Source organism: Rhodococcus tukisamuensis NBRC 100609, assembly GCF_001894985.1.
Taxonomy (GTDB): Bacteria; Actinomycetota; Actinomycetes; order Mycobacteriales; family Mycobacteriaceae; genus Rhodococcus_G; species Rhodococcus_G tukisamuensis.
Window position 1 is genome coordinate 49,545 of sequence record NZ_BCXG01000007.1, and the last position, 24,074, is coordinate 73,618.

Here is a 24,074-nt window from a genome sequence, read left to right on the forward strand (position 1 = left end):
CGAATGTTGCCGTGCTGGTTTGTCGATACCACGGGTTCGGGACCGCGTTGGTTCGAAGGACGACGACAGAAGTCGGGTGCTGCAGAAGGAGTGTGCGCGACGGTGGTCGGCATTGTGTTCCCCCCAGTCGGGTGGGTGCGTAGGTGCATGGCGCTCTGTCACACCAGCCTCGCCCTGGACGGGGCCTGCCGACAGACACCCAAGGTGGTTACCTCGCCACCCCCCGAGTGGCAGTGACCGACCCCGCGAAACTCTCTCCGCCGCAACAGTGACGCGTGCGGTATGGCGCCTCGCGGGTGTGCCGAGTCACCGTCCTTGACGCTACCCGTCGGCACATGAACTCGCATAAGTGCAGGTCACGCCGCGTTTTATCCTGTCACGTGTGTCAGAGTCACGTGTCTCAGCGGAGTCGTTCGGCCTCACGCGCGAGCTCGAGCAGCGTGGCGCACAGCGCGGCGAGTTCCGCCGGCGAGGCGCTCTCGGCCGCGGCCGTGGCGACGTCCTCCGCGGCGCACCGGACCTCGAACATCCGGTCCATCACCGCCGTCGCCTCGTCCGCGGTGAGCACCACGGCGTCGGGCGCGATCGCGGTGCCCTTCACCGCAACGCGCTGCTCGTAGGCGCGCTGTCGACAGGACTGGCGGCAGTACCGGCGTCGCCGGCCCATGCCCGCGTCGGGCACCTGTCGACCGCACCAGACGCACGATTCGGGTCTTCTCGAAGGGCCGGCCACAGTCGGCCACTGTACTGTGCGGGGCCGTCGTCCTCACCCGGTAAGGTGGTGGTCGATTCTGCGCGCCGTACGGGAACCAATCGGATTTCCGTGACGTTGTAGATGAGTGTGAACGCTTGGTCCGCCGATTTCAGGCGCGCTCGCGTGACCAGAGCTTTGTAGGGCAAGCGGAGGAGAGGACACCACCATGGCAGATCGCGTACTTCGAGGCAGCCGACTCGGCGCAGTGAGCTACGAGACGGACCGTGACCACGATCTGGCGCCTCGACGTATGGCCCGGTACCGCTGCGACAACGGCGAGGAATTCGACGTCCCGTTCGCCGACGAGGCGGAGATCCCCGGTACCTGGATGTGCAAGAACGGCCTCGAGGGCCAGCTCCTCGAGGGCACCGCGCCGGAGGCCAAGAAGGTCAAGCCCCCGCGCACCCACTGGGACATGCTGCTCGAGCGTCGCTCGGAGGCAGAGCTCGAGGAGCTGCTCAAGGAGCGGATGGACCTGCTGAAGACCAAGCGCCGCGGAGCGTAGCGGAGCCGGCGTCTACGGATGCAGCGCCGCGGTGCGTAGCGGAGCCGGCGGCTGCTGGCGCCTGATCGAACACTGAACGCCCCGGAGGACTTCCTCCGGGGCGTTCAGTCGTCCCTGGGCAAGGCCGCCGCGTTCATGCCGCGGCGTCGGCCGCCTCCGGGGCTTCCGGCGCCGAGCGCCGGCGGCGCACCACGGCGACGGCCGTGGCGAGGGCCGCCACGAGGCACAGTAGGTACTCGGGGATCGAGCCGAGCCGGGTCGCGAGGGTGGTCGTGGCCCGCAGCGGGACCTCCGCGACGAGCGTGGTCGGGGCGAACAGCGGCGAAGACTGCTGGACCGACCCGTCCGGGGCGACGATCGCGCTGACCCCGGAGGTGGCGGCCACCACCACGGCCCGGCCGTGCTCGACGGCCCGCACCCGCGACATGGCCAGCTGCTGGTAGGTCATCTCGGTGTCGCCGAAGGTCGCGTTGTTGGTCGGCACCGCGATCAGTTGCGCGCCGTCGCGCACCGCCTCGGTGAGGGCCCGGTCGAAGGCGACCTCGTAACAGGTGGCGACTCCCACGGGAATCCCGGCCGCGTGCACCACCCCGTTCCCGTCGCCCGGCACGAAGTTCCCGGCCTTGTCCGCGTACGAGGACAGGTGCCGGAAGAAGTCGCGGTACGGCAGATACTCGCCGAACGGCTGGATGATCTTCTTGTCGTGGCGTTCCTGCGGACCGGTGTCCGCGTCCCACACGATCACCGAGTTGGTGGTGGTGCCGTCGCCGTTGACGAGCACAGCACCGACCAGGATCGGCGCGCCGACGGCCCGCGATGCGGCGCTGATCGCGGTCGCCGCGTCGGCGTTGCGCAGCGGGTCGATGTCGGAGGCGTTCTCCGGCCAGATCACGATGTCCGGCCGGGGTTGGCGGCCGGCGTCGATGTCGTCGGCCAGCCGGACGGTCTCGCGGACGTGGTTGTCGAGGACCGCGCGGCGCTGTGCGTTGAACTCGAGCCCGAGCCGGGGCACGCTGCCCTGGATCGCGGCGACGGTGACGGTGCGGTCGTCGGCGTCGGTGGCGGCCATGTCGGGCAGGGTGGGCCACAGGGCGGCGGCGAGCAACGGCATCGCGGCGGCCCAGGCGGCCGGGGCCAGCCATCGGCGCGGCGACCGCTCGCGGACCACCGCGAGCGCGAGCGCGGCCAGGCCGGTACCGGTCAGCGCGACCGCGAAGCTGAGCAGCGGCGCGCCGCCGAGACTCGCGATCGGCAGCAGCCAGCTGTCGGGCTGGCCGAACGCGAGCCGGCCCCAGGGGAAGCCGCCGAACGGGACGCTCGCGCGCAACCACTCGGTGAGGGACCAGGCGCAGGCCAGCCACAGCGGCGCCCAGGGCAGCCGCGCCAGCAGCACCGCGAGCACACCGAACAGGCCGAAGAACAGTGCCTCGACGGTGGCCAGGGCGAGCCAGGGTGCCGGGCCCACGTACTCCCCCACCCACGGCAGCAGCGGGACCAGGAAGCCGAGGCCCGCGAGGAACCCGTACCCGAAGCCGCGGCGCGGCCGCAGCGGCGCGCGGGTGAGCACCAGCACCAGCAGCGCCACCCCCACCGGTGCGAGGAACCAGGTCGGACGCGGCGGGAAGCTCGCGAACAGCAACAGGCCCGCGACCACCGCGGCCAGGCTGTCGCGCAGGGTCGGCGCCAGCCGCCGCAGCCAGCCGGGCGCCGGGCTCGACTGGACCGCCGGCCCGGCGTCGGTGGACGTGTCAGCGCTCATAGACGGTGACGCCGCGGTGCACGGTCTTGCGGCAGACGGGACTCGGGCTGTCCGGCTCGAGGTGCGGCAGGGCGGGCACCCGGGAGCGGGGATCCGTGGACCAGCGCTGCACGGAGTCCTTAGCGGCGCTGACCACCAGCTCGCCCGCCTCCCAGATCACGTACGACGCGGGGGCCCCGGGGACCAGGGTGCCGGCCAGCCCGTCCCGGACGCCGCCGGCACGCCACGCACCACGGGTGGCGGCGGCGTAGGCCGCCCGCGGGGACAGACCGTGTCCCTCGGTGCAGTGGTTGACCGCGGCCCGCAGCATCGCCCACGGGTCGAGCGGGGTGACGGGGGCGTCCGAGCCGAGGGCCAGGGAGACACCCGCGGCGGCCATCGCGGCGAACGGGTTGAGGGTACGGGCGCGCTCGGCGCCGAGCGCCCGGCTGTACATCCCGTCGGCGCCGCCCCACTGCGCGTCGAATGCCGGTTGGACGCTGGCGATCACGCCGAGCCGGCCCAGCGCGGCGGCCTGCTCCGGGGTGATCATCTCCAGGTGTTCGAGGCGGTGGCCGCGGGCCGCGACGGCGGGGGCGCCGAGTTCGTCGGCGACCCGCTCGAACGCCGCCACCACCGCGGCGACCGCGGCGTCGCCGATGACGTGGAAGCCGGCCTGGATCCCGGCCTGGGTGCAGGCGCTCAGGTGCGCGGCGATCGCGTCGACGTCGAGGTGGCAGGTGCCGGTGTGCGGGCGGTCCACGTAGGGCGCGCACAGCCACGCGGTCCGCGAGCCGATCGCGCCGTCGACGAACAGGTCGCCGCCGAGGCCGTGCGCGCCGGTCCGGGCGAGCAGCGCGGTGGCCTCCTCGGCGCTGGCGACGGCCTCGCCCCAGTAGGCGCGGACCTCCACGCCGTGCGGGTGCGCCAGCAGTTCGGTCAGGTCGTCGAGGCCGGCGATGTCGGGGCCGGCGCACTCGTGCACGGCGACGACGCCGTGCGCGGCAGCCAGGTCGAGGGCGGCGGTGCGGGCGGCGGCGCGCTGCTCGGGGGTGAGCAGCGACCGGGCGGCTGTCCGGGCCAGGTGGTGGTCGTCGCCGGTCACCGGCGCCTGAGCGTCGTCGACCCCGGCGGCGCGGCGCAGCGCGGTGGAGCAGGCGGCCGAGTGCGCGTCGACCCGGGCCAGGTAGACCAGGCGTCCGGGGGCGGCGGCGTCGAGTTCGGCGGTGGTCGGCGCGGCCGCGTCGGAGGCGGTCCAGCGGGTCTCGTCCCAGCCCTGGCCCCAGATCACGGCGTCGTCGTGGGCTGCGGCGTACGCGCGCACCAGTTCGAGACATTCGCCGCGCGACGCCGCGGCGGCCAGGTCGAGGCCGGTCAGGGCCAGTCCGAGGGCGGTGGTGTGGACGTGCGTGTCGACGAATCCGGGGGTGACGAACGCCCCGTCCAGGTCGACGACCTCGGCGTCGGGGTGTAGCGCGCGGCCCGGCCGGTCCTCACCGACCCAGACCACCATGCCGTCGGTGACGGCCATCGAGGTGGCGTCCGGGGCGGCGGGGCTGTAGATGCGTCCGTTGACCAGAAGTTGGGTGCTCACGGAGCCTTAGTCTGCCCGCCCGAGCCGTCCTGGTCGCGCCCCGGGTACCGCCCGCCGGAATCCGGCAGGACGATCTCGCCCTCGATGGCGAGTGGACCCCCCGACCGTCGGCCGCCGTCGGCACCGGGCCAGTACCGGAGATCCTCACCGCCGGTGGTGGTGTCGACGATCGTGTCCTCGACGACCACCCCGTCCACGACGGTGCGACGTCGGGTGTGGGCGTACACCCCGGCTCCGGCCTGACCGGCCGCGGTGGCCATCGCGACGCGGCGGCCACCGACCAGCAGCACCACCGGCCGCAGCACCCGGCGGGTGAGCGGCATCAACAGCAGCAACCCCAGCGCGGAGGTGACGAGCCCGGGGATGACCAGCAACACGGTGCCGGCCGCGACGAGGGCGCCGTCCGCCACCGCGCCACCGGCCGAGGCGGTCCCGGCGCCGGCGCGCCGGAACTGCTCGAACACGCGCTTGGCCTGGGAACGGACCAGCCACAGGCCGACCACCCAGCCGAGCAGGAAGAGCAGCACGGTCCACAGCACTCCGATGGTGCTGCCGACCCAGATCACGGCCGCCACCTCGACAGCGAGATAGAGCACGAGCAGCGCCGGGATCATGGCGTGGTCCTTTCGGTAGACGGTTCTGTCAGTCCAACGCGTGAGTATCCGAATTTTCTCCCGAACACTAACCCTCAAGTTGACATTGAGACATTCTGCGTGGTGCAGTGCACCTGGGCCGAGTTCCGGGACGACATTCCGAGATCGGCCGGTCGGGGCAGTCGTTCGTCACGTTCACCGCACCACAACGTCAGGAGTCACCATGCACCGGATCCTCCGCCGGATCGCCACCCTCACGGTCTCCGCTGCCACCGCCACCCTCGTGTTCACCGGTACCGCGACGGCCGCACCGGCACCCGCGCCGGGCTCGGACCTTGCCGGGCTGCTGACCCAGGCCGGCGCGCAGTCCCCCGAGGGGCTGGCCGCGCTGCAGGGCATCCTCGGCGCGGCCGGGTTCCTGCCGGGACTGCCCCCGCTTCCGGAGTTCGGGGCCACCAAGACGCAGAACTTCTTCTACCCGGCGCCCACGCTGGGGTGCGGCGTCGCGGGCAACCCGCTGACCGTCACCGTCGCGACCGCGCAGGCGGGCCCGAACTTCCCGATCCCGCCGTGGATCGAGCGCGGTGACCTGCGCTTCCAGGCGCTGCCCGGGGTCCTCGGCATCCCGAAGACCTCGGGGCTCTCCGTTGCCTGGTTCAACGTCAACACCCTCAAGGGCGGTTTCGAGCCGCTCGACGACGCGCTGATGACGATTCCGACCATGTCCAAGACCGTCGCGACGGGCGAGGGCCAGGTCTTCGCGGCGCTCTTCGGCTCCGTCGACTACCTGGACGGGACCAACTGCATGGCGCTGCCGACTGTGGGCAGCTTCACCGCCTGACACCGGTGAGGGGGCCTACGAGCCGGGCGTGACCAGCCCGGTCTCGTAGGCCAGCACCACGGCCTGCACCCGGTCTCGCAACCCCAGCTTGGTGAGCATCCGGCTGACGTGCGTCTTGACCGTCGCCTCCGAGAGGTGCAGGCCCCGAGCGATCTCCGCATTGGACAGCCCAGCCGCGACGTGCTCGAGCACCTCGTGTTCGCGCTCGGTGAGCACGTCGAGGACCTCCGGGGCACGCTTCGGCGCCGGGTCGTCGCCGATCATCCGGGAGAGCAGTCGCCGGGTCACCTTGGGAGAGACCACCGCGTCGCCGGCCGCCACGCTCCGAATTGCCGAGATCAGGTCCTCGGGCGGGGTGTCCTTGAGCAGGAACCCGCTCGCCCCGGCCCGCAGCGCACCGAGCGCGTGCTCGTCGAGGTCGAAGGTGGTCATCACCAGAACCCGGCTCGGGCAGTCTGATTCGAGGATCTGCTCGGTGGCGGCGATGCCGTCGACCACGGGCATCCGCACGTCCATCAGCACCACGTCGGGTTCGAGCCGGATTGCCGCGGCCACCGCGGCGGCACCGTCGCCGGCCTCCCCCACCACCGTGATGTCGTCCTGTGCATCGAGCACCATGGTCAGGCCCACACGCATGAGCTCCTGGTCGTCGACGAGCAACACGGTGATCGGCACGCGAACACACTAGCCCGCCCGGAATTCCCGATGCGGTGGTGCCATCGTGACTAGGGAACCTGGAATGTGCCCATCCCGGGGGTGATCACTACCTGGGATTCTGCGGGAGCGAGATCGGCGGTCGCGGCGATCGTGCCGCTGCCGGTCACCGCCGTTGCGGGGGTGTAGTGGCACCATTCCCCCGGTACGTACGGGCGGCTGTAATCGGGCGGCACCGGTCGAAGCAGGACGGTGCCGACGGAGCCGGTGGTCAGGTTCAGCCAGTTCACCCACACTTCGCGGCAGTACGGAGGCTTCGCCGCGAAGGTCACCGCGCCGGGTGTGCCGGTCGTCGCCGACGGCGTGATGGTGGCGGGCTGCAAGGTCATGCACGGGTAGATGGCGAGCGTGCACCACGTGACGAACCTGATCGGGACTTGGAACTCCATGGTCGCCGCGGGCGGCGGGTCGGCGGTCGCCGGGGCGGACGAGCCGACTGCGAGGGCCAGGGCGGCTGCAGATGTGATCGCCCCGGCGACGACGGAACGAGGAACCGATACGCGGCGCATGGCGTGACCTCCGGTGTGAAACCCGTCCCGACCTGCTGGAGTCAGCGTATCCCCGTGCCGGTCCGCCCTTCCTCGGTTTCGCCGGGTCGGCCTTCGGCTCCTCAGGGCACCGGGATGATCCCGACGCCCGGGGTGACCAGGATCCGGTATTCCCAGGGGCCGGCCACGCCGATGTCGGCGCTCGCGGCGATCGTGCCGCTGCCGGTGACCGCCGTCGCCGGGGTGTACCGGCACCAATCGTCCGGCGTGTAGGGGCGGCTGTAGTCGTACGGAACTGGTCGGAGCGCGGTGGTACCGGCGGAGCCGGTGGTCAGGTTCAGCCAGTGCACCGTCACTTCGAGGCAACCGCTCAATCCCGTCCAGGTCCGCGTCGGAGGCTTCGCCGCGAAGGTCACCTCGCCGGGTGCGCCGGTGGTTGCCGTCGGGGTGACGGTGGTCAGCGGCGGCACGCTGATACATACGAAGAGGCCGGGGATGCATCCCGCGATGTGTCGCACCGGAACTTGGAACTCGGTGGTCGCCGCGGGCGGCGGGTCGGCGGTCGCCGGGGCGGACGAGCCGAGTGCGAGGGCCACGGCGGCTGCAGATGTGACCGCCCCGGCGACGACCGAACGAGGAACCGATACGCGGCGCATGGCGTGACCTCCGGTGTGGAAACCGCCCCGACCTGCTGAGGTGTCAGCCTATCTCCGTATCGGTCTTCCCTTCCTCGGTTTCGCCGGGTCGGGTCCGCACTTCGCGTGGCTCGTCCGCCTTCGCGCAACGATGCCACGGCGTTGGCGACGGCGCCGTGGCATCGAGGACCCTCTTCAGGCCCTACGGGACCGGGATGATCCCGACACCCGGGGTGACCAGAATCTGGTAGGCCCACAGAGCGACAGCGCCGACATCGGCGGTCGCGGCGATCGTGCCGCTGCCGGTGACGGCGGTCGACGGGACATACCGGCACCATTCGTCCTGCGGCACTCGGCGACTGTTGTCGGGTGGCACCCGCCGAAGTGCTGTGGTTCCGGCGGCGCCGGTGGTCAGGTTCAGCCAGTGCACCGTCACGTCGAGGCATGAATAGTAGGCCGGTGTCGGGGGCTTCGCGGTGAAGGTCACCCTCCCGGGTGTATCCGTTGTCGCTGACGGTGTCACGGTCGTCAGCGGCGGTAGATACCAGCAGGTGAAGACGGTGCTCAGACATCCCGCGACGTACCGCACTGGAACCTGGAACTCCGTGGTCGTCAACGATGGCGGGTCGGCGGTCGCTGGGGCGGGTGACCCGAGCGGGAGGGCGAGGACGGCGAGGCACGCGACGGCCCCTGCGGCGACCGAACGAGGAGTCGATACCCGGCGCATGGCGTGACCTCCGGTGTGGAAACCGCCCCGACCTGCTGGGGTTTCAGCGTATCTCCGCCTCGGTCTCCCCTCCTTCGGTTTCGCCGGGCCGGGACTTTCGCTCGCGTGGCTCGCCTGCCTGCACGCGCAGCGCGGCCTCGGCTGCGCGCGCCTCGTGGGCGTCGAGGCGGGCGCGTTCGAGCTCGTCCCTGAGCGTGTCGGACCGTTCGCGGGCGGCGGTCGCCGCGGCACGCTCGTGGTCGACGGACTTCTCGAGCCGCGCGATCATCCCCGCCGCTGTGGTGGCGGCGTGTTCGGCCGCGGCACGCAGGTCGACGATGCGCTGCTCGGCCGCGGCGGTCACCTGCGTCAGGCGTTGCTCGGCCGCCGCGCCGGCCTGCTCGGCGCGTAGTTCGGAGGCTGCCGCGGACTGCTCGGCGGTCTCGGCCCGTCGCTCGGCCGCGTCCGCGCGGGCCTGCGCCTCGCGGAGCCGGCCGCGCAGTCCGTCGAGGTCCGATTCTGCGGCGGCCAGTCGGGTGTCGCGGCCGGCCTCGACGGCCGCGATCTGTTCGGTTACGGCTCGCAGCTGCCCGGTGTGCGTCTCCTCGAGGGCCCGGAGCTCGGCCTCGTGGTCCGCGGACAGTCGCTCGAGTTCGAGCCGGTGATCGGAGACCGCGGCGGCGAGTTCGGTGTCGACCGCGTCGACCGCGGCCTCGGCGTTGGCTCGGTCCTCGACCGCGGCCTCGTGGCGCGACCGCAGTTCCGCGAGATCCGCCTCGTACTTCGCCTTCGTCTGTGCGAGTTCGACGGTCGCGCGGTGCAGTGCCACGTCGAGCGTGTCCGGGTCGCTGAGCTTGTCGACGGCAGCGGTGATCTGCCGGGCGAACACGTTGAACTGCTCGATCGAGGTGGTCGTGACGGTCCGGAGGTCCTCGAGTGTCCGTTCAAGAACCCCGACCGCCTCGCTCGGTGTGGCGGTCGGGAGCGCGTCGAGTTCTCCCTGCTGCTCGCGGGCCTTCCGGCGGGACCGGAAGGCCCGGACACGATCCGCGTCGCTGGCGTACTGGCGGGGCCGGCCCGGTCGCGCCTTCGGTTCCTCGGTGGCGCCGGCGTCCTTCGCGTCCTCGGTGTTCACGTGCAGTCCCCTGTTTCTCGCTGGATTGCCTATTTAGTTACGTTACGTGTCATGTTACGTTACATCCGCCGTAATGAAACGATGATTCTTGATCGTCATAATCCCCACTTATCGTGAGTTACTGTCCTGGCACTCGGATCCGGCGCCATCGACCCGATCGCCCGCACCCGGACCCGTCACCGCCCCCGGCAAAAACTGTGCACCTGCCGACTGCCCCATCGACAGGAGTCGGGCCCGCCGTAGCTTGCTCACCGATTCTCGGAACCGAGCCACACGGTGACTGGGTGATACGGATCCGCCGTCAGACGCGCCGGCCGAACCTGGAACCGGATCAGATCCCCGGCGCCCCGATCAGCGCTGCGACTCCGTTGTCGGCACTCCCTCGGCACGGACCTCTTTGCTCATTCGATACCGACGCGGCGCCTGTCGATCCGAGATGTCGGTGGCCGACAAGGAATCCCGGCATCCCGCTGCACACGACCGATCCACTCGCCTACCGTGGCTGTCATGCGGGGTAGGAGCAGATACGTCACTGTGACGGCAGTACTCGCGACCATGTCAGCGGCGGTCGCCGGATGCGGGGTGCCTCAACAGCCGGAAGACCCACGGCCGCCCACGCCGACTGCCGGCCTTTCGAGCGGAGCATGGCTCGAGGTCACCGGTGCCTGGCCCGAGAGGGTCACCCTTCCGCTCGAAGCGAGCCCCGAATGCATCCGCCGCGGCGGCCCTCACACCGGCGCGGCGCGCAGTTTCACAGCGAAGACCAGCGATTTCGCGGAGTACGACGCCGGCGGCGAAAACTCCGGACGAGATTTCGACGTCCAAGTCCATGTCCCCGACGTCTCCTCGTACCCCGACGAGTCGCCGTCCGTGACCATCGTCTTCTCGGACAAGCAGGGCCGCCACTTCCGCATGGGTGCGGAGGATGGCCAGGGTGCGACGATCACCGCGAACGACCACGACCCCGCGGTGACGTTCGAGGTGACCGGCGACGCGACCAGCATCGATGCCGACCCGGTCCTGATACGCGCCGCCGGTCAGATCCGCTGTGAGTCGTTCGTCGACAAGTAGTGAAGTCCGCCGCCGACCGATGCGTTGGTGTGCCCGACCTGTAGGCACCAGACGACGGCAGTCAGGTCTTGTGCGATCAGTCACAGGACCGATTCAGTGAGTTGTGAATGCCGCTGACGTGGAAATCTGAGACGAACGCCTGGGACAACAACGCGAACGAGACTGAAATCGCGCGACATTTTGAGACGAACCAGGGTTTGCAAGCCCTTCCCTTGTGATTCGCGGCGTTAGGTGGCGGTGTTCTCGCCTCGTTCCTTGGCGTTCGGCGTGGGTCATGACCGCCGACAGCTCTTCACGATCCGCCGTGCACGCGGGTCCTGTAGGAAGATCGCTATTCCGGACGGATGGTTTGTTGTCAGCTTCCTACAAGAGCTTCAGTCGGCGGGTCGAGACGGTTCCGCCCGTCGTCCGCTTCTCCTATCCTTATTGGGTATCCATGTCCCGATGGCAGGCCGGGTGTTTGTCCGCGCAGACAAGTTTGGTGTTCACCGAGAGCCCGTACGTCTTCCTCGTCACTGCGAACCCGTCGGCGCGGGTTGCGGTAGGTGTAACAGGCGGTGATGGCGGGTCTCGTCGTATCGATACGAAGGGGACGGCGATGAGTCAGCCAACCATGGACCCGACCTTCTATCGCAGCGCAGCCGAGGCGGCCGCCGCTCCGCCCGAGACACTGGCCTATGTGGTCGCGTTCGATCGCGCGGCGGCGAAGCCCGATGCGCTGAGCGTGATCGACGTGGATCCCGGCTCGGAAACATACGGCCGGGTGGTGGGCTGGACCGAGGTACCCCACCGGGGCGGCGAGCTGCACCACTTCGGCTGGAACGCCTGTAGCAGCGCACTGAAACACGAGGGTCACCACATGGAAGGGTTGGCCCGCCGGTACCTGATCGTGCCGGGTCTGCGCTCGTCCCACCTGTATGTGTTCGACACCCAGCCCGACCCACGTCAACCCACCCTGGTCAAGACCGTGGACAGCGCCGTGCTCGCAGCCCAGGCCGGATACTCCCGACCACACACGTTGCACTGCGGGCCGGACGGCGTCTTCATGACCTGCCTCGGCGGCGTGAATGGATCGGACGGGCCGGGCGGGATCGCACTGCTCGATCACGACACGTTCGACGTGCTCCGGCAATGGGAGACCGACCGGGGACCGCAATACCTCGCCTACGACGCGTGGTGGCATCTCAACCAGAACACGCTGATCAGCAGCGAGTGGGGCACGCCTTCGATGATCGAGGACGGGCTGGTGCCGGAGCTGTTGCTGGCGAACAAGTACGGCCACGCCATCCACTTCTGGGACCTCGCCACCGGCCGGCACCGGCAGCGGGTGGATCTCGGCGAGCAGTACCAGATGCCGCTCGAGCTGCGCCCGTCGCATGACCCGGATGCCACCTGGGGGTTCGTTGGTGTGGTTGTCTCGACCGAGGATCTGTCGGCCTCGGTGTGGCGTTGGCACCGTGACGGCGGCAGCTGGGCGGTGGACAAGGTGATCACCGTCCCGGCCGAGCCGGCCGATCCGGACCTGCTGCCGCCGGCGCTGAAACCGTTCGGTGCGGTGCCACCGCTGGTCACCGACATCGACCTGTCCGTCGACGACCGGTTCCTCTACGTCTCGTGCTGGGGCATCGGGGAGCTCAAGCAGTTCGACGTGCACGACCCTGCCAACCCGACGGAGACCGGGTCCATCCGGCTCGGCGGGATCGTCGGCCGCAACGCGCATCCGGCGGCACCGAACCGGCCGCTGTCCGGCGGCCCACAGATGGTCGAGATCAGCCGTGACGGTCGGCGGGTCTACCTCACAAACTCCCTCTACGGCGCCTGGGACGACCAGTTCTACCCGGACGGCGTCGGGGCCTGGATGGCTGCGATCCACACCGATCCTCGCGGAGGAATGACCGTCGACGAGACCTTCTTCCCCCACGACGAGGACTTCCGGGGTCTGCGGGTACACCAGGTTCGCCTCCAGGGCGGCGACGCGTCTTCCGATTCGTACTGCTACCGATAGCAGTCGGCGTTGGCCTGCGGCCCGCGCCGCGAGCCCCGGGGCTCGACTCCCCTTGCACGGCGGATCGGGGAGATCCGTCGAGTCATCCCCCTCTGGAACGCCAAGGAACCACGCGAGAACACCGCCACGTAACGCCGCGAGTCACACCCTTCCCTCACGAAGTCATACCTTCGCCATTCCCACGAGGACGACTCGTGCTCCAGTGTTCCTGGGGCTTGCCCCAATGGCGCGAGTACTGGACCACTCAATCATTCGTGTGGGCGGTGAGCGACGGTCCATGCCATGTCGCGCGCGACCTGTTTGACGACCGTCATGCAGGACCCCTGAAGCACCCGAGCGCGTACGCTGACACTGCACCAGGGTCGGGTCAGATCCAACGCGGGGAGCTCACGCCATGCGCCGTGCAGCAGTTCATCTTTCGTTCGTCGCCCGGGCCGCGGCATCTACACGGTCGTAGTCTCCGTCAGAGACAAGGACTCGCACGGTGACGACGAGGAGGGACCCGCCGTCGTGTCGGTGACCATCATGTTTGCCGATGAAACAGGCACTCTCGTCCAGATGTTCAACCCGGACAGCGACAGCGTCGCGGTGCGGTCGAGCGACGACGGCCGAGTCGTCGACTTCTCGATGATCAACGCCGCCCCGGGCAACCGCGGCTCGGGTTCACCGACCACTGCCGTAGGAACCATCAGCTGCCCGCAATAGACCGAGGTCGAGGACGACAACGTCGTCTCGACAGCGCTGCGCAGCCGCGGAAGTTCCTCACCACCGCCGGCCACCCTTGTCCGCGGCGGCTCGGCACTGCGTACCCCTGGCCCGCGCCGCACCACCAGTGGCAATGCCACCCACGGCGGTACTGCGCGCTACAGGAGTTGCAATCGGTATGGGTCACCTGAATCCCTCACGGACGCAACCCACTCTGATCGACTCCACCACCGGCCGTCCCCTTTTGCGATCGTCAAGCAGGCACCAATCCGGCGCTCGAGGGTGGATCGACCCAAGGTCGAACCGGCGGTGAACTCATCGGGACGGTCAAACTGCGGCAGGCTTGTAACGCCGACCGCTGCGTGTCCTATAAACAGACTGTCCATTACCGAATGTTGGGGAGGCAATTCGAAATGAACCGCAAGATGCTCGTCGCAGCGGGCGCACTGGCAGTCGGCAGCGGAACCGTCTTGGCGCCCGGCGCAGCGGCACAAGATGTCGGCCTACGCGAATACCCGTGCAGCGACCAGTTTCGGGTGCCGTGGGTCCTCGACGCATGGAACGGCACCAACAAGGTAGCGTTCAGCCCCTTCGGAACCGACAACATCCACTGCGTCTCCTTCCACGGAATGACCGTTGCGTACCAGCTCGATCCGGAAGGAAAGAAGCACGCCCTCAACCCGCCGTCGGGGTTGATCGGCGCCTTTGCAGGTCAGCTCTACTTCTGGGATCCAGCAACGTACTGACCGGGCGAACGGGTCAGCGCGATCGCGGACGACGGAGTCGGGTTCACCGCGAACGGCGATGCGGGGCGCGGGTTTACGACCAACGGGTTGTCGGCCCCTCAGGTGAGGGAGGGCAATGACGACCGAGGTCGACGGTAGCCCGCCTCACAGACCCGGTGGAAGGCCTCTCGCCGCAAGCGGATCCGCCTTCCGTGCTTGCCGGGCGGCGCCGGTTCGGCGTCGCCCGCGCCTCGCCCGCGGCGGAACCTCAATGCGCCGGGTATTGCAGCGAAGCGAGTAGCTGCCCGTGCAGGTTGGCGTTCGAGTACAGGCCGCCGCCCCGATCGCACGCGTGTCCACCGGTTCGATCGGTGAAGCGGCCGCCGGCCTCTTCGACGAGGAGAACCCACGGCGCGTGATCCCACTTGTGGTAACGCTCGGCCAAGAAGGCATCGATCTCGCCGCGAACGAGTTCGACCAGCGGTAACGGGCTCCCCAGTGCGTGGGCGGCACTCGGTGGGAGTCGGGCTCGGGACTCGTCATCCACAGCATCGAGCAAGGCGTCGGCGAGCGTCGCCGTCGTACTGACCTGGAGGCGGCGCGTCTCGCTCTCCTCGCGTGGCCAGCACGACTCGAAGGAACCGCCGCCCCGGGTTGCCCACCAACAACGCCGCAGCGCCGGAGAGGTGACGACCGCGACCTGGGTGGTCCCCTGAACCTCCAAGGCAATGTGGATTCGCCAGTTCGGATCACCCTGACTGAAGAACCCGGTGCCATCGATCGGGTCGAGAATCCAGACCCGATCGGACTCGCCGAGCTGACCGAGTTCCTCACCGAAGAACGCGTCGTCCGGCCGTTCCCCCGACAACGTCTCCCGGAGCAAGCGCTCAACTTCCCGGTCGGCTTCGGTGACCGGTGTGCCGTCGTCCTTCAGCGTTGCCGAAACGCCAGACTCGAAGTGAGCGAGCGCGAGTTCCGCCGCCAAGTCCGAGGTGTCGAACGCGAGTTGGAGGTCGTCAACGCTGCCCATCGCGTGGATACTAGAACGTCCCGTGGGAGGAGCCCGCGCCAGGGCGGTCGTCGATCAGCTTCCAGCGACAACCGCGACCAGGCCGGGAAGGCAGTAGGCCCGCCACCTCAAATCCGAGGGCAGCGCCCCCGGATTCGGACCCAGGACGCCTGTTGCGCCCCAGACCTCGCCGGTGTGGGGGGCGGCCCACTGCCTGCCGCTGATCCAGACAATAGCCGCATCGCCCGGCAGGAACGAATACGGGCGATTGGCGTCGGTTATGTTGGCCGCATGGGGAGTACAGGGGGGCCTGATCCGATTGCCGTCGACGTGGAGTCGGGAGGGCAGACCGATGGCGATCGACCAAGTGAAGTATCGGGTTCGACGCATCCGAAGCCACGGCGCCGGCCACTTCGCGTGGTGCGATGGATCTTCGTCGGCCTGGTCTCGGTGGTCGTTGTTGCCGTTGCGATTTCAGCGGGTGTCCATTGGTGGCAGACGCCTCGCGACAAGGCGGCCATCGAAGAGGCAATCGGCTCCGACCACCGCTATGTCGAGGTGGACGGGCGCCGGATGAGCGTCGCGGTCCAGGGTTCTGGACCGCGGACCGTCGTCCTGATGCCGGGCCTGGCCACGCCGGAGCCCATCCTCGGCTTCGCCCCGCTGGCGCGGCGCCTGGCCGAGCAGAACACCGTCGTCACCGTCGAGCCCTTCGGGCTGGGCCTCAGCGACGGCACCGACGCCCCGCGCACCAGCGAGGCGATCGTCGACGAGACCCGGGCCGCGCTCCGGGAACTGGGGCTGGGCGGCCCGTACGTCCTGATGCCCCATTCGATTTCGGGCCTGTACGCGATGTGGTGGGCCACACACCACCCGGACGAGGTCGCCGCAGTGGTGGGCCTGGACGACGAGCGCTACACCTCTGACAGTGCCCAGAACTCCCCGGACTGGCCGAGTTGGATGTCCGGCGTCAACGCGGCCGGCGGCACCCGAGACCTGATCGCCCTGGACAAGAGCACCGACTACCTGGGGCTGGTGGCCGACTACCGGGAGAGTCTCGGCGAGTCCGCCGAGTACACCCCGGACCAGCAGGACCTGTACCTGCGCGCGTACTCGTGGGTGCTGAACCCGACCGTGCTGGACGAGATGGCCCGCGGGGCGGAGAACGTGCGATCGGCCGAGGGGGCCGTGTTCCCGCCGACGCTGCCGGCACTGTCGATCCTCGCCGCCTCCTCGCTCGAGGTGGAACCGGAGTGGGAGCCCTCGCACCACGCGGCGATCAGCAACCCGGCGATCCAGCAGGTCACGATCATGGACGGCCACCACTACCTGTTCCACGCTCACGCGGCGGCGATTGCCGATATGACACAGCAATTCCTCGACGAGCATGTCCAGACTCGATGACCCTGCCGCCTAGTGGTACCGAGCATCCAGTAGCGCGTGCGCCGTAGCCCGGTCCGCCCTCTGGCGTGACAACGCCGGGCGGGCCAGGCACGGGCCGTGTGTTCGTGCGCCAGAGCCGCGTCACAGTTGCCGTTTCAGTGAGTGCGCCGCCAGCGCGAGGTCTTCCATTCGACCATCGGCGAACCTCACGCACTCTCCGAGCGCGATGGTGTACGTGACTGGCGTCGCCGAGAACCGCGTTGGCCACTTCACCGGAGCGCACCCAAGTAGGTGGACTTGGGCCGACTCCACTCGGCATGGAGGCGTTCAATACACGGCACTTGCGGCTTCCAGGGATGGTCGGCAACCGCACGTCCGCCTGATGGGCCCGGAGCGTCAGGCGCTCTGCACCTGCACGAAATGCTCGACCGTGGGGAACGGGGTGTAGAAGTGGTGCAGCAGCCGACGCCACTCCTGGTACTGGGTAGATCCACGAAAGCCCTCGGTGTGATCCTCGAGGCTTTGCCAATGCACAAGTAGCAGGTAGATGCTCGGTCGCTCCAGACATCGCGACAGGGTCAGGTACTGGTAGCCGGGCATGCCCGCGATGACTTCCTTGGCCTCCGCAAAGGCTGCCTCGAAGTCATCTTCCTCGCCGGGATTGACCGACAGCAGCGCGTGCTCCAGGACCATTCGGCGATGATCCCACACGCGTTCCGGGGCCGCGGAGACTGACGTGGCCCGATATCCAAGCCGAATGTCCTTCGCGCAGTGCGGTGTGCGACGGGGATACGGTTGGGGCACGGAAGCTGGCCCAGTCCCCATGATCACTGGGTTCACCCTGTCGGCAATCTGACCGCGACACCAGGGCGCCCGACTCGGTCCTCGACCGCACCGAGGGCGTCGATCTCGTTCTGGTCAGCGAGAACACGAAGAAAGGACGACTGCACCTTCGGGGAGACGATCTGCGAGTTCCACCATTCGGTGAAGTGGGGTGCGAGGCCTCGTTCGTGTCCTGGCCTGCGTACCGATCTGTGGATCGACGGAAGCTAGCATCGTCACCGCCGGGCGATTGGCCCGGTTCCGCTCGTTGTCTGGAGGTTGCGCTGTGAGCGCGTTGTCGAACCCGAACACGTTGCCGCCCTACGCCACCCTGCCCGAGCTGCCCCTCGACGAGGACGGCCGCGCTGAGCTGACCGGGCAGATCTGGGATCAGCTGATCACCGGCCGAGGCGACGCCGACGACTTCATCGACATCTACAGCGAGGACTACGACCTCACCGACGAGCAGCTCGGGGCGGCGTTCGACGCGCTCCGCACCGCCCGGCTGCGCCAGCAGGCGGAGATCGGCGCGTACACCTCCCGCACGATCGCCGCGTTCGAGGAGCTCAATGCCAACGGCGTCCTCGCCCGTGCGGACTTCTCCTGCTGCGGCACCTGCGCATCCGGCGAGATCTGGGGCGAGCGCGACGACAGCCGCCACTGGAAGGGCTACGCCTACTTCCACCAGCAGGACACCGACAAGCTCGTCGAGGACGGCGAGACCTACATCGGCTACGGCGCGTTCCCGCCCGAGGACTTCGACGAGGCCGTCTACGACGCGCTCAGCGATGACGAGAAGGAAGTCCTCTACACGGCAGACGTGACGCGCCTGCTCGACGACGTGATGTTTCCCGTCCTCCGGCGCCACGGCATCGAGCCGGAATGGGACCGCGACCTGGGCACTCGGGTGCTGCTCAAGAACGCCGACTGGTACGACCCGATCGAGGCGTGACCGCCGGTCGAGTGGGAGTAGCCGCGGGACCGGATCGGTCCGGAGGCGGGCGGAGACGACTCAGCACGGTTTCCTAGGATCACGTGTGTGCCTGAGCAGGATTCCTCCAGAACTCGCGCGCGCGACATCGATCGCGCCCAGACGTGCGGGCTGCTCGACGCCGGATACGGTGAGGGACAGCTCGACCCGGCCGAGTACCAGGCACGCACCGCCGCTGCGATGAAGGCCAAGACGCTCGGTGAACTCGACGCGCTGGTCTCGGACCTGCAGATCCCCGACCATCTCGTCGAGGCCACCCGCGCGACGGCGCCCGAACCGGCGCCGCGGCAACGGGTTCCCGGACGCGTCGTGGCCGCCGTCCTCGCCGCGGTCCTGGCGGTCGGCGGAACCCTGGTCTTCGCCACCCGCGGGGACGACGCGGCACCCGAGGCCACCGACGTCGCCGGCGCGGCCCGGCAGGCTCCCGCCCCCGCGCCGATCCCGGCGGGCGAGCCAGCGCCGATAGTGATCGAGCCGATCGATCCCCTCACCACCGACGGAGTCCGCGAATTCGTGCGTCAGCTCGGGGTGAAGTTCGGCGGGGATCTGCGGGTGGACCAGGTGACCTTCTACTCCAGCTACGTGTTCGTGACCCGGATGCTGGAGGACCAGCCGCACCGCGAACAGGACTGGAGCTTCCGCGGCGGCTTCTCCACCTCGGGAGATCCGGGGGCGCGGCCCCTCGACACAGCCACGGTCGACCTCGCGGACCTCGACGTGGCCCGGCTCGGCGACGTGATCGCGACGGGGGCGAACCGTGTCGGGATGCCGTCGGGAAGGGTGGACCACATCTTCGTACGCCCGGATTCGGGAACCGAAGGCCTGGTCACCGTCCAATTCACGGACGACGCGGACCGATCGGGATTCGTCAACACGCGTCTGGACGGCTCGGTCGTCGACATCTCCCCGACCGAGGGATGAAGATCATGCCGAATCGCCTTCGCCCCGTGGCCGCGACAACGCGACTGCGCGCCCGCGACGTCGACCGCGCCGCGGTGCGCGACGCCCTCGACTCGGCGTTCGCCGACGGCCAGCTGAGCGACGGCGAGCACCGGAATCGGGTCGAGGCAGCCGGGTCGGCGCGCACGCTGGCCGACCTCGATCGACTCGTGCGGGACCTGCAGGTGCCTGCGGAACTGCGGGAGAGCGTGAGCCCGCCGTCACCGCAGCGGAGCACCCGCTGGGCCGTCGCGCTCGCGACTGCCGTCGTCCTGGTGGGCGGCATCGTGGTGGTCACGTCGAGTCGGGACAGCGGCGATCCGGCCGCCACCACGGCTGGGGCGCAAGCGGAACTGACCACCGCGGCGGGTTTCGGGCGGATGCTCGACGAGATTGCCCACCACCTGGACGACTCGCAGGTCGACCGGCTGACCGTCCACCCCGCGTATGCGACGTTCTCACGCCCGGTTCCCGGCCAACCCGGCCGCGAGCAGTCGTACCGGTACGAGGTGGAGGACGGGCGGGCCCGGATCACGGACGACGGAACGTCGTCCCACCGCACCGAGGGCGTCCCCGTCGACCTCGCGGAGCTGCGCCCGAACGTTCCCCAGCTGATCGGGCTGCTCTACGGCGCCGATCGCACGCTCGGCGTGGGCAATCCGAGCGACGTCTACCTGATCGCAGACCGCGGGGACGACGGACCGGCCGTGGGCATCTACCTGCGGAACGAGGACACGGGGGCGCAGGGCTTCCTGACGGTCGGCTTCGACGGCGCCGTCCGCAGCGTCCACCGAAGCGACCGGTAGTTCCGCGACCTTCAGACGACGCCAGGTCGAGGAGCGGCGGGAGGGCCCGCACTCGCCGACGCGATCGACACCGCCGCCCACCAACTCGGCCACACGATCACCTGAGGCGGCGGATACGCCGACCCGACCCGGTCCAGCCCGTCGCGGACGCGGCGAAACTGTGCAACGGCCCGCCCGACATCGGGCCGTTCGATGACAAGGAGACCAATGAACAGCGTGTCCTGGCGCACCCACCTCGCCGACGTCGACTGGCCGATGCTGGAGCATGCATACGGCGATGCGAGCGATGTGCCCGGCTGGATCGAGGGGCTGGCCGGCGCGGAGACAGTCGAGGAGTCGCTGCACGAGCTGTGGGCGGCGGTGTTGCATCAGGGAACCCTCTACGACTCGACCGCGCCGGCTATGGCTTCGATCGCGTCGCTGCTCGGCGCACGGCAGACCGCGGATGCGGAGAGCACGGCGTGGTTGCTGCTGATGTTCGCCGACGCGGTGCGCGCCTGTGAACACGTCGAGGTGGACGACGCCGAGACGGCCGCCCTCGTCCGGTCGGGCCGAGACTCGTTGATCGGGATCGCGGCGCTCGTGCGACCACTGATCGCCGACGACGGCCCGGAGGCCGCAGCCGCGGCACTGCTGCAGGCCGCGGCGCGCACGGCCGACTCCGCCGCCCTCGATGCGCTCGCGGCGCGGGCGAGCGCACGCCCGACGGGGCAGGTCGAGCAGGCATGTGTCGCCGCGCTCACGACACTCGGGGTCGATGTCTCGGCGGCTCTCGCTGACGGGGATCCCGGCCTGGTGATGGCGGCGACGCTTGCGCGGATCGCGGCCGGGAGCACTGAGACCACCGACCTCGACGCGCTCGTGGCGGGATGGGAGCTCGCCGTCGAGGTCGCGCCCCGCATCGCGTTCGGCGTCGGAAACCTCCCGGAGTGGTTGAGCACGGTCAACCCGGAGGCATCGGCTGACGTACTCGCCGCGCTGCCGACGCCGGACGAGGCGACGATCGCAGGGCTCGTCGATGTCGTCATCGGTTCCCGGAGCAACGCCCCGGCGGCGGTCCGTCGTCTGCTCGCACTCGCGGCGCTGCCTGAAGCCAGGCCGGAGGCGATGATGACTGCGCTCCGGCAGTGCCCACCGACACCCGAGGTCTGCGACCTGCTCGTCGCCCTCGCCGAGCGGGTCACTACCGGCGGCACCTCCGCCATCGGGTCGAGCACCTTCGACGTGGATGCTCGGGCAGACTCCGCCTTCGCTCTGCTGCGCGCCGGCGACGGACGGTGGGCTCGCCCGATGGCTCAGGCCCTGCTCACGAACCCCGCTGCGCGCGGCCTCATGGTTGCCACCTCCGCGTCGGGGCGTTCCGCGCTCGGCCACGCGCTCGTGCGCGAGCACGCACCGTCCGCCACCATGCTCATCGCGGGTATCCGGCAGGCGCTGCGGCAGGAGCCTCCTGTCGATCCGTCCCGCGACGGCGCCGGACACCTCATCGAGTTGCTCGCCTCCTGGCCCGCCGAGGCCACCGCCGGCGCGCTGCCCGAGGTCCGGGAGCTGCTCACGGTCGCGCCGAAGCAGGCCGCCGACGCGCTCGCGACGTGGGGCGACACCACCAGCATCGACCGCGTCCGCGAGGCGACCGTCACCGGCGACGCGACCGTGCTGCTCGCTCTCGCACGCTTGACGAAGGACCCCGATGACTTCCGTCGCGTCCTCGACGCCGACCTCGAACACAAGGAGTCCGCGGTGCTCGCGCACTGGGCTGACCGCGCCGACCCGCGCTTCCTCGACTGGTGCCGCAGCCTCGTCGGCACGAACGCCGCGACAAGCGACTACCAGCGAGATGACCAGCTCACCTCACTACGCATCCTCGCCGCCTTCGACTCGGGCGAGGCCGCAACCGGCTGGCCTGTGCTTCGCAGCATCATCGACGCCGGACGCGGCCCGATCGAAGAAGCCATCGGTCTCGCGCTCGACTGGCGCGCCCAGCAGTGGCTACCGCCCGAGGCGCACACCGACTTCGAGGCGCTGCTCGCCGACCTCGTCGTCACCGACCGCAAGAACTACAACGGCCCGCTCGTCAAGACCAGCACCGCCGCCGCGATCGCCCTCCTCGACCTCGGGCTGACCCTGCCCGGCACTCCCGCACGAATCGTGAAGGTCGTCGCGTGTGCCGTGACCGACCGGTGGGCGCGCGAACTCGGCCTCCGGCTCACCGAACGGCTGGCGGGCGCACCGGAAACGGTCCGCCGCGCGGTCGCGAAGAAGCTCCGCTCCCTCGTGGACCGCGACGAGCGCTTCGACTCCAGCGGCGACATCGCTGTCGAGGACGAACGCACCCTCGCCCGCCTGCGCCCGCTCCTGCAGGACCTGGAGGCCGAATGAATCCCGACACCCCGATCCGGACACTCTCGACCCTGCGTGGCGCGAAGGACTGATCCGCCATCCTCGAGGCGATCCCGCGGTCCCTGCACCCCGCCGGGACCTCGACGGTCTCGTCAAGGGCAAGGCACCCAGCCGGTCTCCTCAGCGAACCGGGCACTGCTCAGGACGCGAGACGAGTGAAGGCCCCCAGATCCCCAGGGGGCCTTGCCCCCAGGGAGTTTGTGGACTCGCTGGTTGGTTGGGCCGGTTGCCGCCGCTATCGTGTCCGCGGGGGATCGTCCATCAGTCCGCGTGGATCCAGGGGCGTGGGTGCACCCACCGAGCTGTTGACCTGAAAACGCCTGCGCTCGACCGAGTCCGACGACAACGCAGGACTGCACCGTCTGGGGGGAACAATTGAGGCAGATCCTGTTTGCGGCCGGAATCGCACTGACGGTGTCCATCCTGCTGACGCCGATTCTGATCAAGGCATTCTCGCGGCAGGGACTCGGTCAGGAGATCAGAGTCGAGGGGCCGGCGAGCCATCAGTCCAAGCGCGGAACCCCGACGATGGGCGGGGTCGCGATTCTGTGCGGAATCTGGGCAGGGTACCTGGGATCACATCTGATCGGGATCGGGTACGAGGCAGACGGTCCATCCGCGTCGGGCCTCCTCGTACTCGGCCTTACAACTGCGCTGGCCGGCGTCGGGTTCCTGGACGACTACATCAAGATTCGGAAGCAACGCAACCTCGGCCTGAAGGCGACCGGAAAGTACATTGGCCAGATCTCCGCTGCGGTGATCTTCGCAGTGCTCGCTCTGAGGTTCCGCGGCGGGAGCGGACTGACGCCGGGCAGCACCGATCTGTCCTTCATCCGGGACACCACGATCGCGATGGGGGCGGTCGCCTTCGTCCTGTTCACCTGCGTGGTGGTGGTTTCCTGGTCGAACGCGGTCAATCTGACCGACGGTCTGGACGGCCTCGCAGCAGGTTCAATGGGGTTGGTCCTCGGTAGCTACGTGATCATCACGTTCTGGCAATTCCGCAACGCCTGTGAAACCGCCCCTGGCGCAGGCTGTTACGACGTGCGCGATCCACTCGATCTCGCGTTGATCTGCGCCGCCGGTGCCGGCGCATGTGTCGGATTCCTCTGGTGGAATGCGGCGCCAGCCAAGATCTTCATGGGCGACACCGGTTCGCTCGCGCTGGGAGGCCTTCTGGCTGGGCTCTCCATCACCACCAGAACCGAGTTGCTCGCCATCGTCATCGGTGCGTTGTTCGTCGCCGAGGCAACATCGGTGCTGGTTCAGGTTGCCGTGTTCCGCACATCGCGGCGACGCGTCTTCCGGATGGCGCCCGTGCATCACCATTTCGAGCTCAAAGGTTGGCCCGAAACTGTCGTGATCATCAGGTTCTGGCTGTTCGCGGCGATCGCGTCGGCGGTGGGCCTTGCATTGTTCTACAACGAGTACCTCGCCGCCGTGGACTGACAGGGCATCGATGACGTCGACGGCGCACCGCGAGCGAGCGGCGCCGCTGAGGACAGCTGCGAAAAG

23 protein-coding genes are annotated in these 24,074 nt (G+C 69.3%); 12 read left to right on the forward strand and 11 right to left on the reverse strand.

Going from position 1 to position 24,074, the window contains the following annotated elements; genetic code table 11:
• Positions 1-400 precede the first annotated feature (400 nt).
• Positions 401-733: a hypothetical protein gene (locus RT2_RS09995; protein WP_072844646.1), complete on the reverse strand. Its 333-nt coding sequence runs from the start codon at positions 731-733 to the stop codon at positions 401-403.
• 187 nt (positions 734-920) lie between these two features.
• Between RT2_RS09995 and RT2_RS10000 the strand changes: the two genes are divergently transcribed.
• Positions 921-1,259, forward strand: coding sequence for an RNA polymerase-binding protein RbpA (locus RT2_RS10000; RefSeq protein ID WP_072844647.1), 339 nt, complete (start codon positions 921-923; stop codon positions 1,257-1,259).
• 133 nt (positions 1,260-1,392) lie between these two features.
• Here RT2_RS10000 and lnt read toward each other — a convergent pair whose 3' ends face one another.
• The 3 genes from lnt to RT2_RS10015 are packed head-to-tail and all read right to left on the reverse strand — an operon-like array spanning position 1,393 to position 5,205.
• Positions 1,393-3,018 carry an apolipoprotein N-acyltransferase gene (gene lnt / locus RT2_RS10005; RefSeq protein WP_083577279.1) on the reverse strand — a complete coding sequence of 542 codons (1,626 nt, stop codon included), beginning with the start codon at positions 3,016-3,018 and terminating at the stop codon, positions 1,393-1,395.
• A complete protein-coding gene (locus RT2_RS10010) occupies positions 3,008-4,591 on the reverse strand; it encodes an amidohydrolase (protein ID WP_072844648.1) in 1,584 nt (527 codons plus the stop codon). The genes lnt and RT2_RS10010 overlap by 11 nt, the downstream gene beginning before the upstream one ends.
• The gene (locus RT2_RS10015; RefSeq protein ID WP_072844649.1) at positions 4,588-5,205 is read right to left on the reverse strand and encodes an FxsA family protein; all 618 of its coding nucleotides are present in this window, start codon (positions 5,203-5,205) and stop codon (positions 4,588-4,590) included. The genes RT2_RS10010 and RT2_RS10015 overlap by 4 nt, the downstream gene beginning before the upstream one ends.
• A 202-nt stretch (positions 5,206-5,407) precedes the next feature.
• On the opposite strand from RT2_RS10015, the gene RT2_RS10020 reads away from it, so the two are divergent.
• Positions 5,408-6,025, forward strand: a complete 618-nt coding sequence (locus RT2_RS10020) for a hypothetical protein (RefSeq protein ID WP_072844650.1) — start codon at positions 5,408-5,410, stop codon at positions 6,023-6,025.
• Between the two features lie 15 nt (positions 6,026-6,040).
• On the opposite strand, the gene RT2_RS10025 is transcribed toward RT2_RS10020, so the two are convergent.
• The 5 genes from RT2_RS10025 to RT2_RS10045 all read right to left on the reverse strand — a co-directional run bounded on the left by RT2_RS10025 (position 6,041) and on the right by RT2_RS10045 (position 9,703).
• Positions 6,041-6,700 carry a response regulator gene (locus RT2_RS10025; protein WP_072844651.1) on the reverse strand — a complete coding sequence of 220 codons (660 nt, stop codon included), beginning with the start codon at positions 6,698-6,700 and terminating at the stop codon, positions 6,041-6,043.
• A gap of 50 nt (positions 6,701-6,750) precedes the next feature.
• A complete protein-coding gene (locus RT2_RS10030) occupies positions 6,751-7,248 on the reverse strand; it encodes a hypothetical protein (protein ID WP_072844652.1) in 498 nt (165 codons plus the stop codon).
• Between the two features lie 101 nt (positions 7,249-7,349).
• Entirely contained in the window at positions 7,350-7,883 is a 534-nt protein-coding gene (locus RT2_RS10035; protein WP_072844653.1) for a hypothetical protein, read from the reverse strand.
• 181 nt (positions 7,884-8,064) lie between these two features.
• Positions 8,065-8,349, reverse strand: coding sequence for a hypothetical protein (locus RT2_RS26360; protein ID WP_245709268.1), 285 nt, complete (start codon positions 8,347-8,349; stop codon positions 8,065-8,067).
• 283 nt (positions 8,350-8,632) lie between these two features.
• Positions 8,633-9,703, reverse strand: coding sequence for a coiled-coil domain-containing protein (locus tag RT2_RS10045; protein ID WP_072844655.1), 1,071 nt, complete (start codon positions 9,701-9,703; stop codon positions 8,633-8,635).
• Positions 9,704-10,201: 498 nt separating this feature from the next.
• On the opposite strand from RT2_RS10045, the gene RT2_RS25420 reads away from it, so the two are divergent.
• From RT2_RS25420 to RT2_RS10065, 4 genes are all read left to right on the forward strand, one after another.
• Positions 10,202-10,774: a hypothetical protein gene (locus tag RT2_RS25420; protein ID WP_139191179.1), complete on the forward strand. Its 573-nt coding sequence runs from the start codon at positions 10,202-10,204 to the stop codon at positions 10,772-10,774.
• 598 nt (positions 10,775-11,372) lie between these two features.
• Positions 11,373-12,779 (forward strand): selenium-binding protein SBP56-related protein, encoded by a 1,407-nt coding sequence (locus tag RT2_RS10055; RefSeq protein ID WP_072844657.1) that lies wholly within the window; start codon positions 11,373-11,375, stop codon positions 12,777-12,779.
• 510 nt (positions 12,780-13,289) lie between these two features.
• Positions 13,290-13,484, forward strand: coding sequence for a hypothetical protein (locus RT2_RS25820; RefSeq protein ID WP_072844658.1), 195 nt, complete (start codon positions 13,290-13,292; stop codon positions 13,482-13,484).
• Between the two features lie 413 nt (positions 13,485-13,897).
• On the forward strand, positions 13,898-14,230 hold the full coding sequence (locus RT2_RS10065; RefSeq protein ID WP_072844659.1) for a hypothetical protein: 333 nt from the start codon (positions 13,898-13,900) through the stop codon (positions 14,228-14,230).
• Between the two features lie 247 nt (positions 14,231-14,477).
• Here RT2_RS10065 and RT2_RS10070 read toward each other — a convergent pair whose 3' ends face one another.
• Complete coding sequence (locus RT2_RS10070) at positions 14,478-15,239, reverse strand: inositol monophosphatase family protein (RefSeq protein ID WP_072844660.1); 762 nt, start codon at positions 15,237-15,239, stop codon at positions 14,478-14,480.
• 399 nt (positions 15,240-15,638) lie between these two features.
• Here RT2_RS10070 and RT2_RS10075 point away from each other — a divergent pair, with 399 nt between their 5' ends.
• Entirely contained in the window at positions 15,639-16,622 is a 984-nt protein-coding gene (locus RT2_RS10075) for an alpha/beta fold hydrolase (protein ID WP_245709266.1), read from the forward strand.
• 375 nt (positions 16,623-16,997) lie between these two features.
• On the opposite strand, the gene RT2_RS10080 is transcribed toward RT2_RS10075, so the two are convergent.
• Positions 16,998-17,294 (reverse strand): antibiotic biosynthesis monooxygenase family protein, encoded by a 297-nt coding sequence (locus RT2_RS10080; protein WP_072844661.1) that lies wholly within the window; start codon positions 17,292-17,294, stop codon positions 16,998-17,000.
• A gap of 415 nt (positions 17,295-17,709) precedes the next feature.
• Between RT2_RS10080 and RT2_RS10085 the strand changes: the two genes are divergently transcribed.
• The 5 genes from RT2_RS10085 to mraY all read left to right on the forward strand — a co-directional run bounded on the left by RT2_RS10085 (position 17,710) and on the right by mraY (position 24,008).
• Positions 17,710-18,375 carry a DUF6891 domain-containing protein gene (locus RT2_RS10085; protein WP_072844662.1) on the forward strand — a complete coding sequence of 222 codons (666 nt, stop codon included), beginning with the start codon at positions 17,710-17,712 and terminating at the stop codon, positions 18,373-18,375.
• Positions 18,376-18,462: 87 nt separating this feature from the next.
• Positions 18,463-19,335, forward strand: a complete 873-nt coding sequence (locus RT2_RS10090; protein WP_072844663.1) for a DUF1707 SHOCT-like domain-containing protein — start codon at positions 18,463-18,465, stop codon at positions 19,333-19,335.
• A 5-nt stretch (positions 19,336-19,340) separates the two neighbouring features.
• Positions 19,341-20,159: a DUF1707 SHOCT-like domain-containing protein gene (locus RT2_RS10095; protein WP_072844808.1), complete on the forward strand. Its 819-nt coding sequence runs from the start codon at positions 19,341-19,343 to the stop codon at positions 20,157-20,159.
• A gap of 207 nt (positions 20,160-20,366) precedes the next feature.
• The gene (locus RT2_RS10100) at positions 20,367-22,538 is read left to right on the forward strand and encodes a hypothetical protein (protein WP_072844664.1); all 2,172 of its coding nucleotides are present in this window, start codon (positions 20,367-20,369) and stop codon (positions 22,536-22,538) included.
• A 396-nt stretch (positions 22,539-22,934) separates the two neighbouring features.
• A complete protein-coding gene (mraY, locus tag RT2_RS10105; protein WP_072844665.1) occupies positions 22,935-24,008 on the forward strand; it encodes a phospho-N-acetylmuramoyl-pentapeptide-transferase in 1,074 nt (357 codons plus the stop codon).
• The last annotated feature ends 66 nt before the right edge of the window (positions 24,009-24,074 follow it).

What these genes read in the sequence shown, in the direction of transcription:
- RT2_RS10000 (WP_072844647.1), top strand. Translation starts at nt 921, where the DNA reads ATGGCAGATCGCGTACTTCGAGGCAGCCGACTCGGCGCAGTGAGCTAC.
- lnt (WP_083577279.1), bottom strand. Translation starts at nt 3,018, where the DNA reads ATGAGCGCTGACACGTCCACCGACGCCGGGCCGGCGGTCCAGTCGAGC.
- RT2_RS10015 (WP_072844649.1), bottom strand. Translation starts at nt 5,205, where the DNA reads ATGATCCCGGCGCTGCTCGTGCTCTATCTCGCTGTCGAGGTGGCGGCC.
- RT2_RS10020 (WP_072844650.1), top strand. Translation starts at nt 5,408, where the DNA reads ATGCACCGGATCCTCCGCCGGATCGCCACCCTCACGGTCTCCGCTGCC.
- RT2_RS10030 (WP_072844652.1), bottom strand. Translation starts at nt 7,248, where the DNA reads ATGCGCCGCGTATCGGTTCCTCGTTCCGTCGTCGCCGGGGCGATCACA.
- RT2_RS10035 (WP_072844653.1), bottom strand. Translation starts at nt 7,883, where the DNA reads ATGCGCCGCGTATCGGTTCCTCGTTCGGTCGTCGCCGGGGCGGTCACA.
- RT2_RS10055 (WP_072844657.1), top strand. Translation starts at nt 11,373, where the DNA reads ATGAGTCAGCCAACCATGGACCCGACCTTCTATCGCAGCGCAGCCGAG.
- RT2_RS10065 (WP_072844659.1), top strand. Translation starts at nt 13,898, where the DNA reads ATGAACCGCAAGATGCTCGTCGCAGCGGGCGCACTGGCAGTCGGCAGC.
- RT2_RS10070 (WP_072844660.1), bottom strand. Translation starts at nt 15,239, where the DNA reads ATGGGCAGCGTTGACGACCTCCAACTCGCGTTCGACACCTCGGACTTG.
- RT2_RS10080 (WP_072844661.1), bottom strand. Translation starts at nt 17,294, where the DNA reads ATGGTCCTGGAGCACGCGCTGCTGTCGGTCAATCCCGGCGAGGAAGAT.
- RT2_RS10095 (WP_072844808.1), top strand. Translation starts at nt 19,341, where the DNA reads ATGCCGAATCGCCTTCGCCCCGTGGCCGCGACAACGCGACTGCGCGCC.
- RT2_RS10100 (WP_072844664.1), top strand. Translation starts at nt 20,367, where the DNA reads ATGAACAGCGTGTCCTGGCGCACCCACCTCGCCGACGTCGACTGGCCG.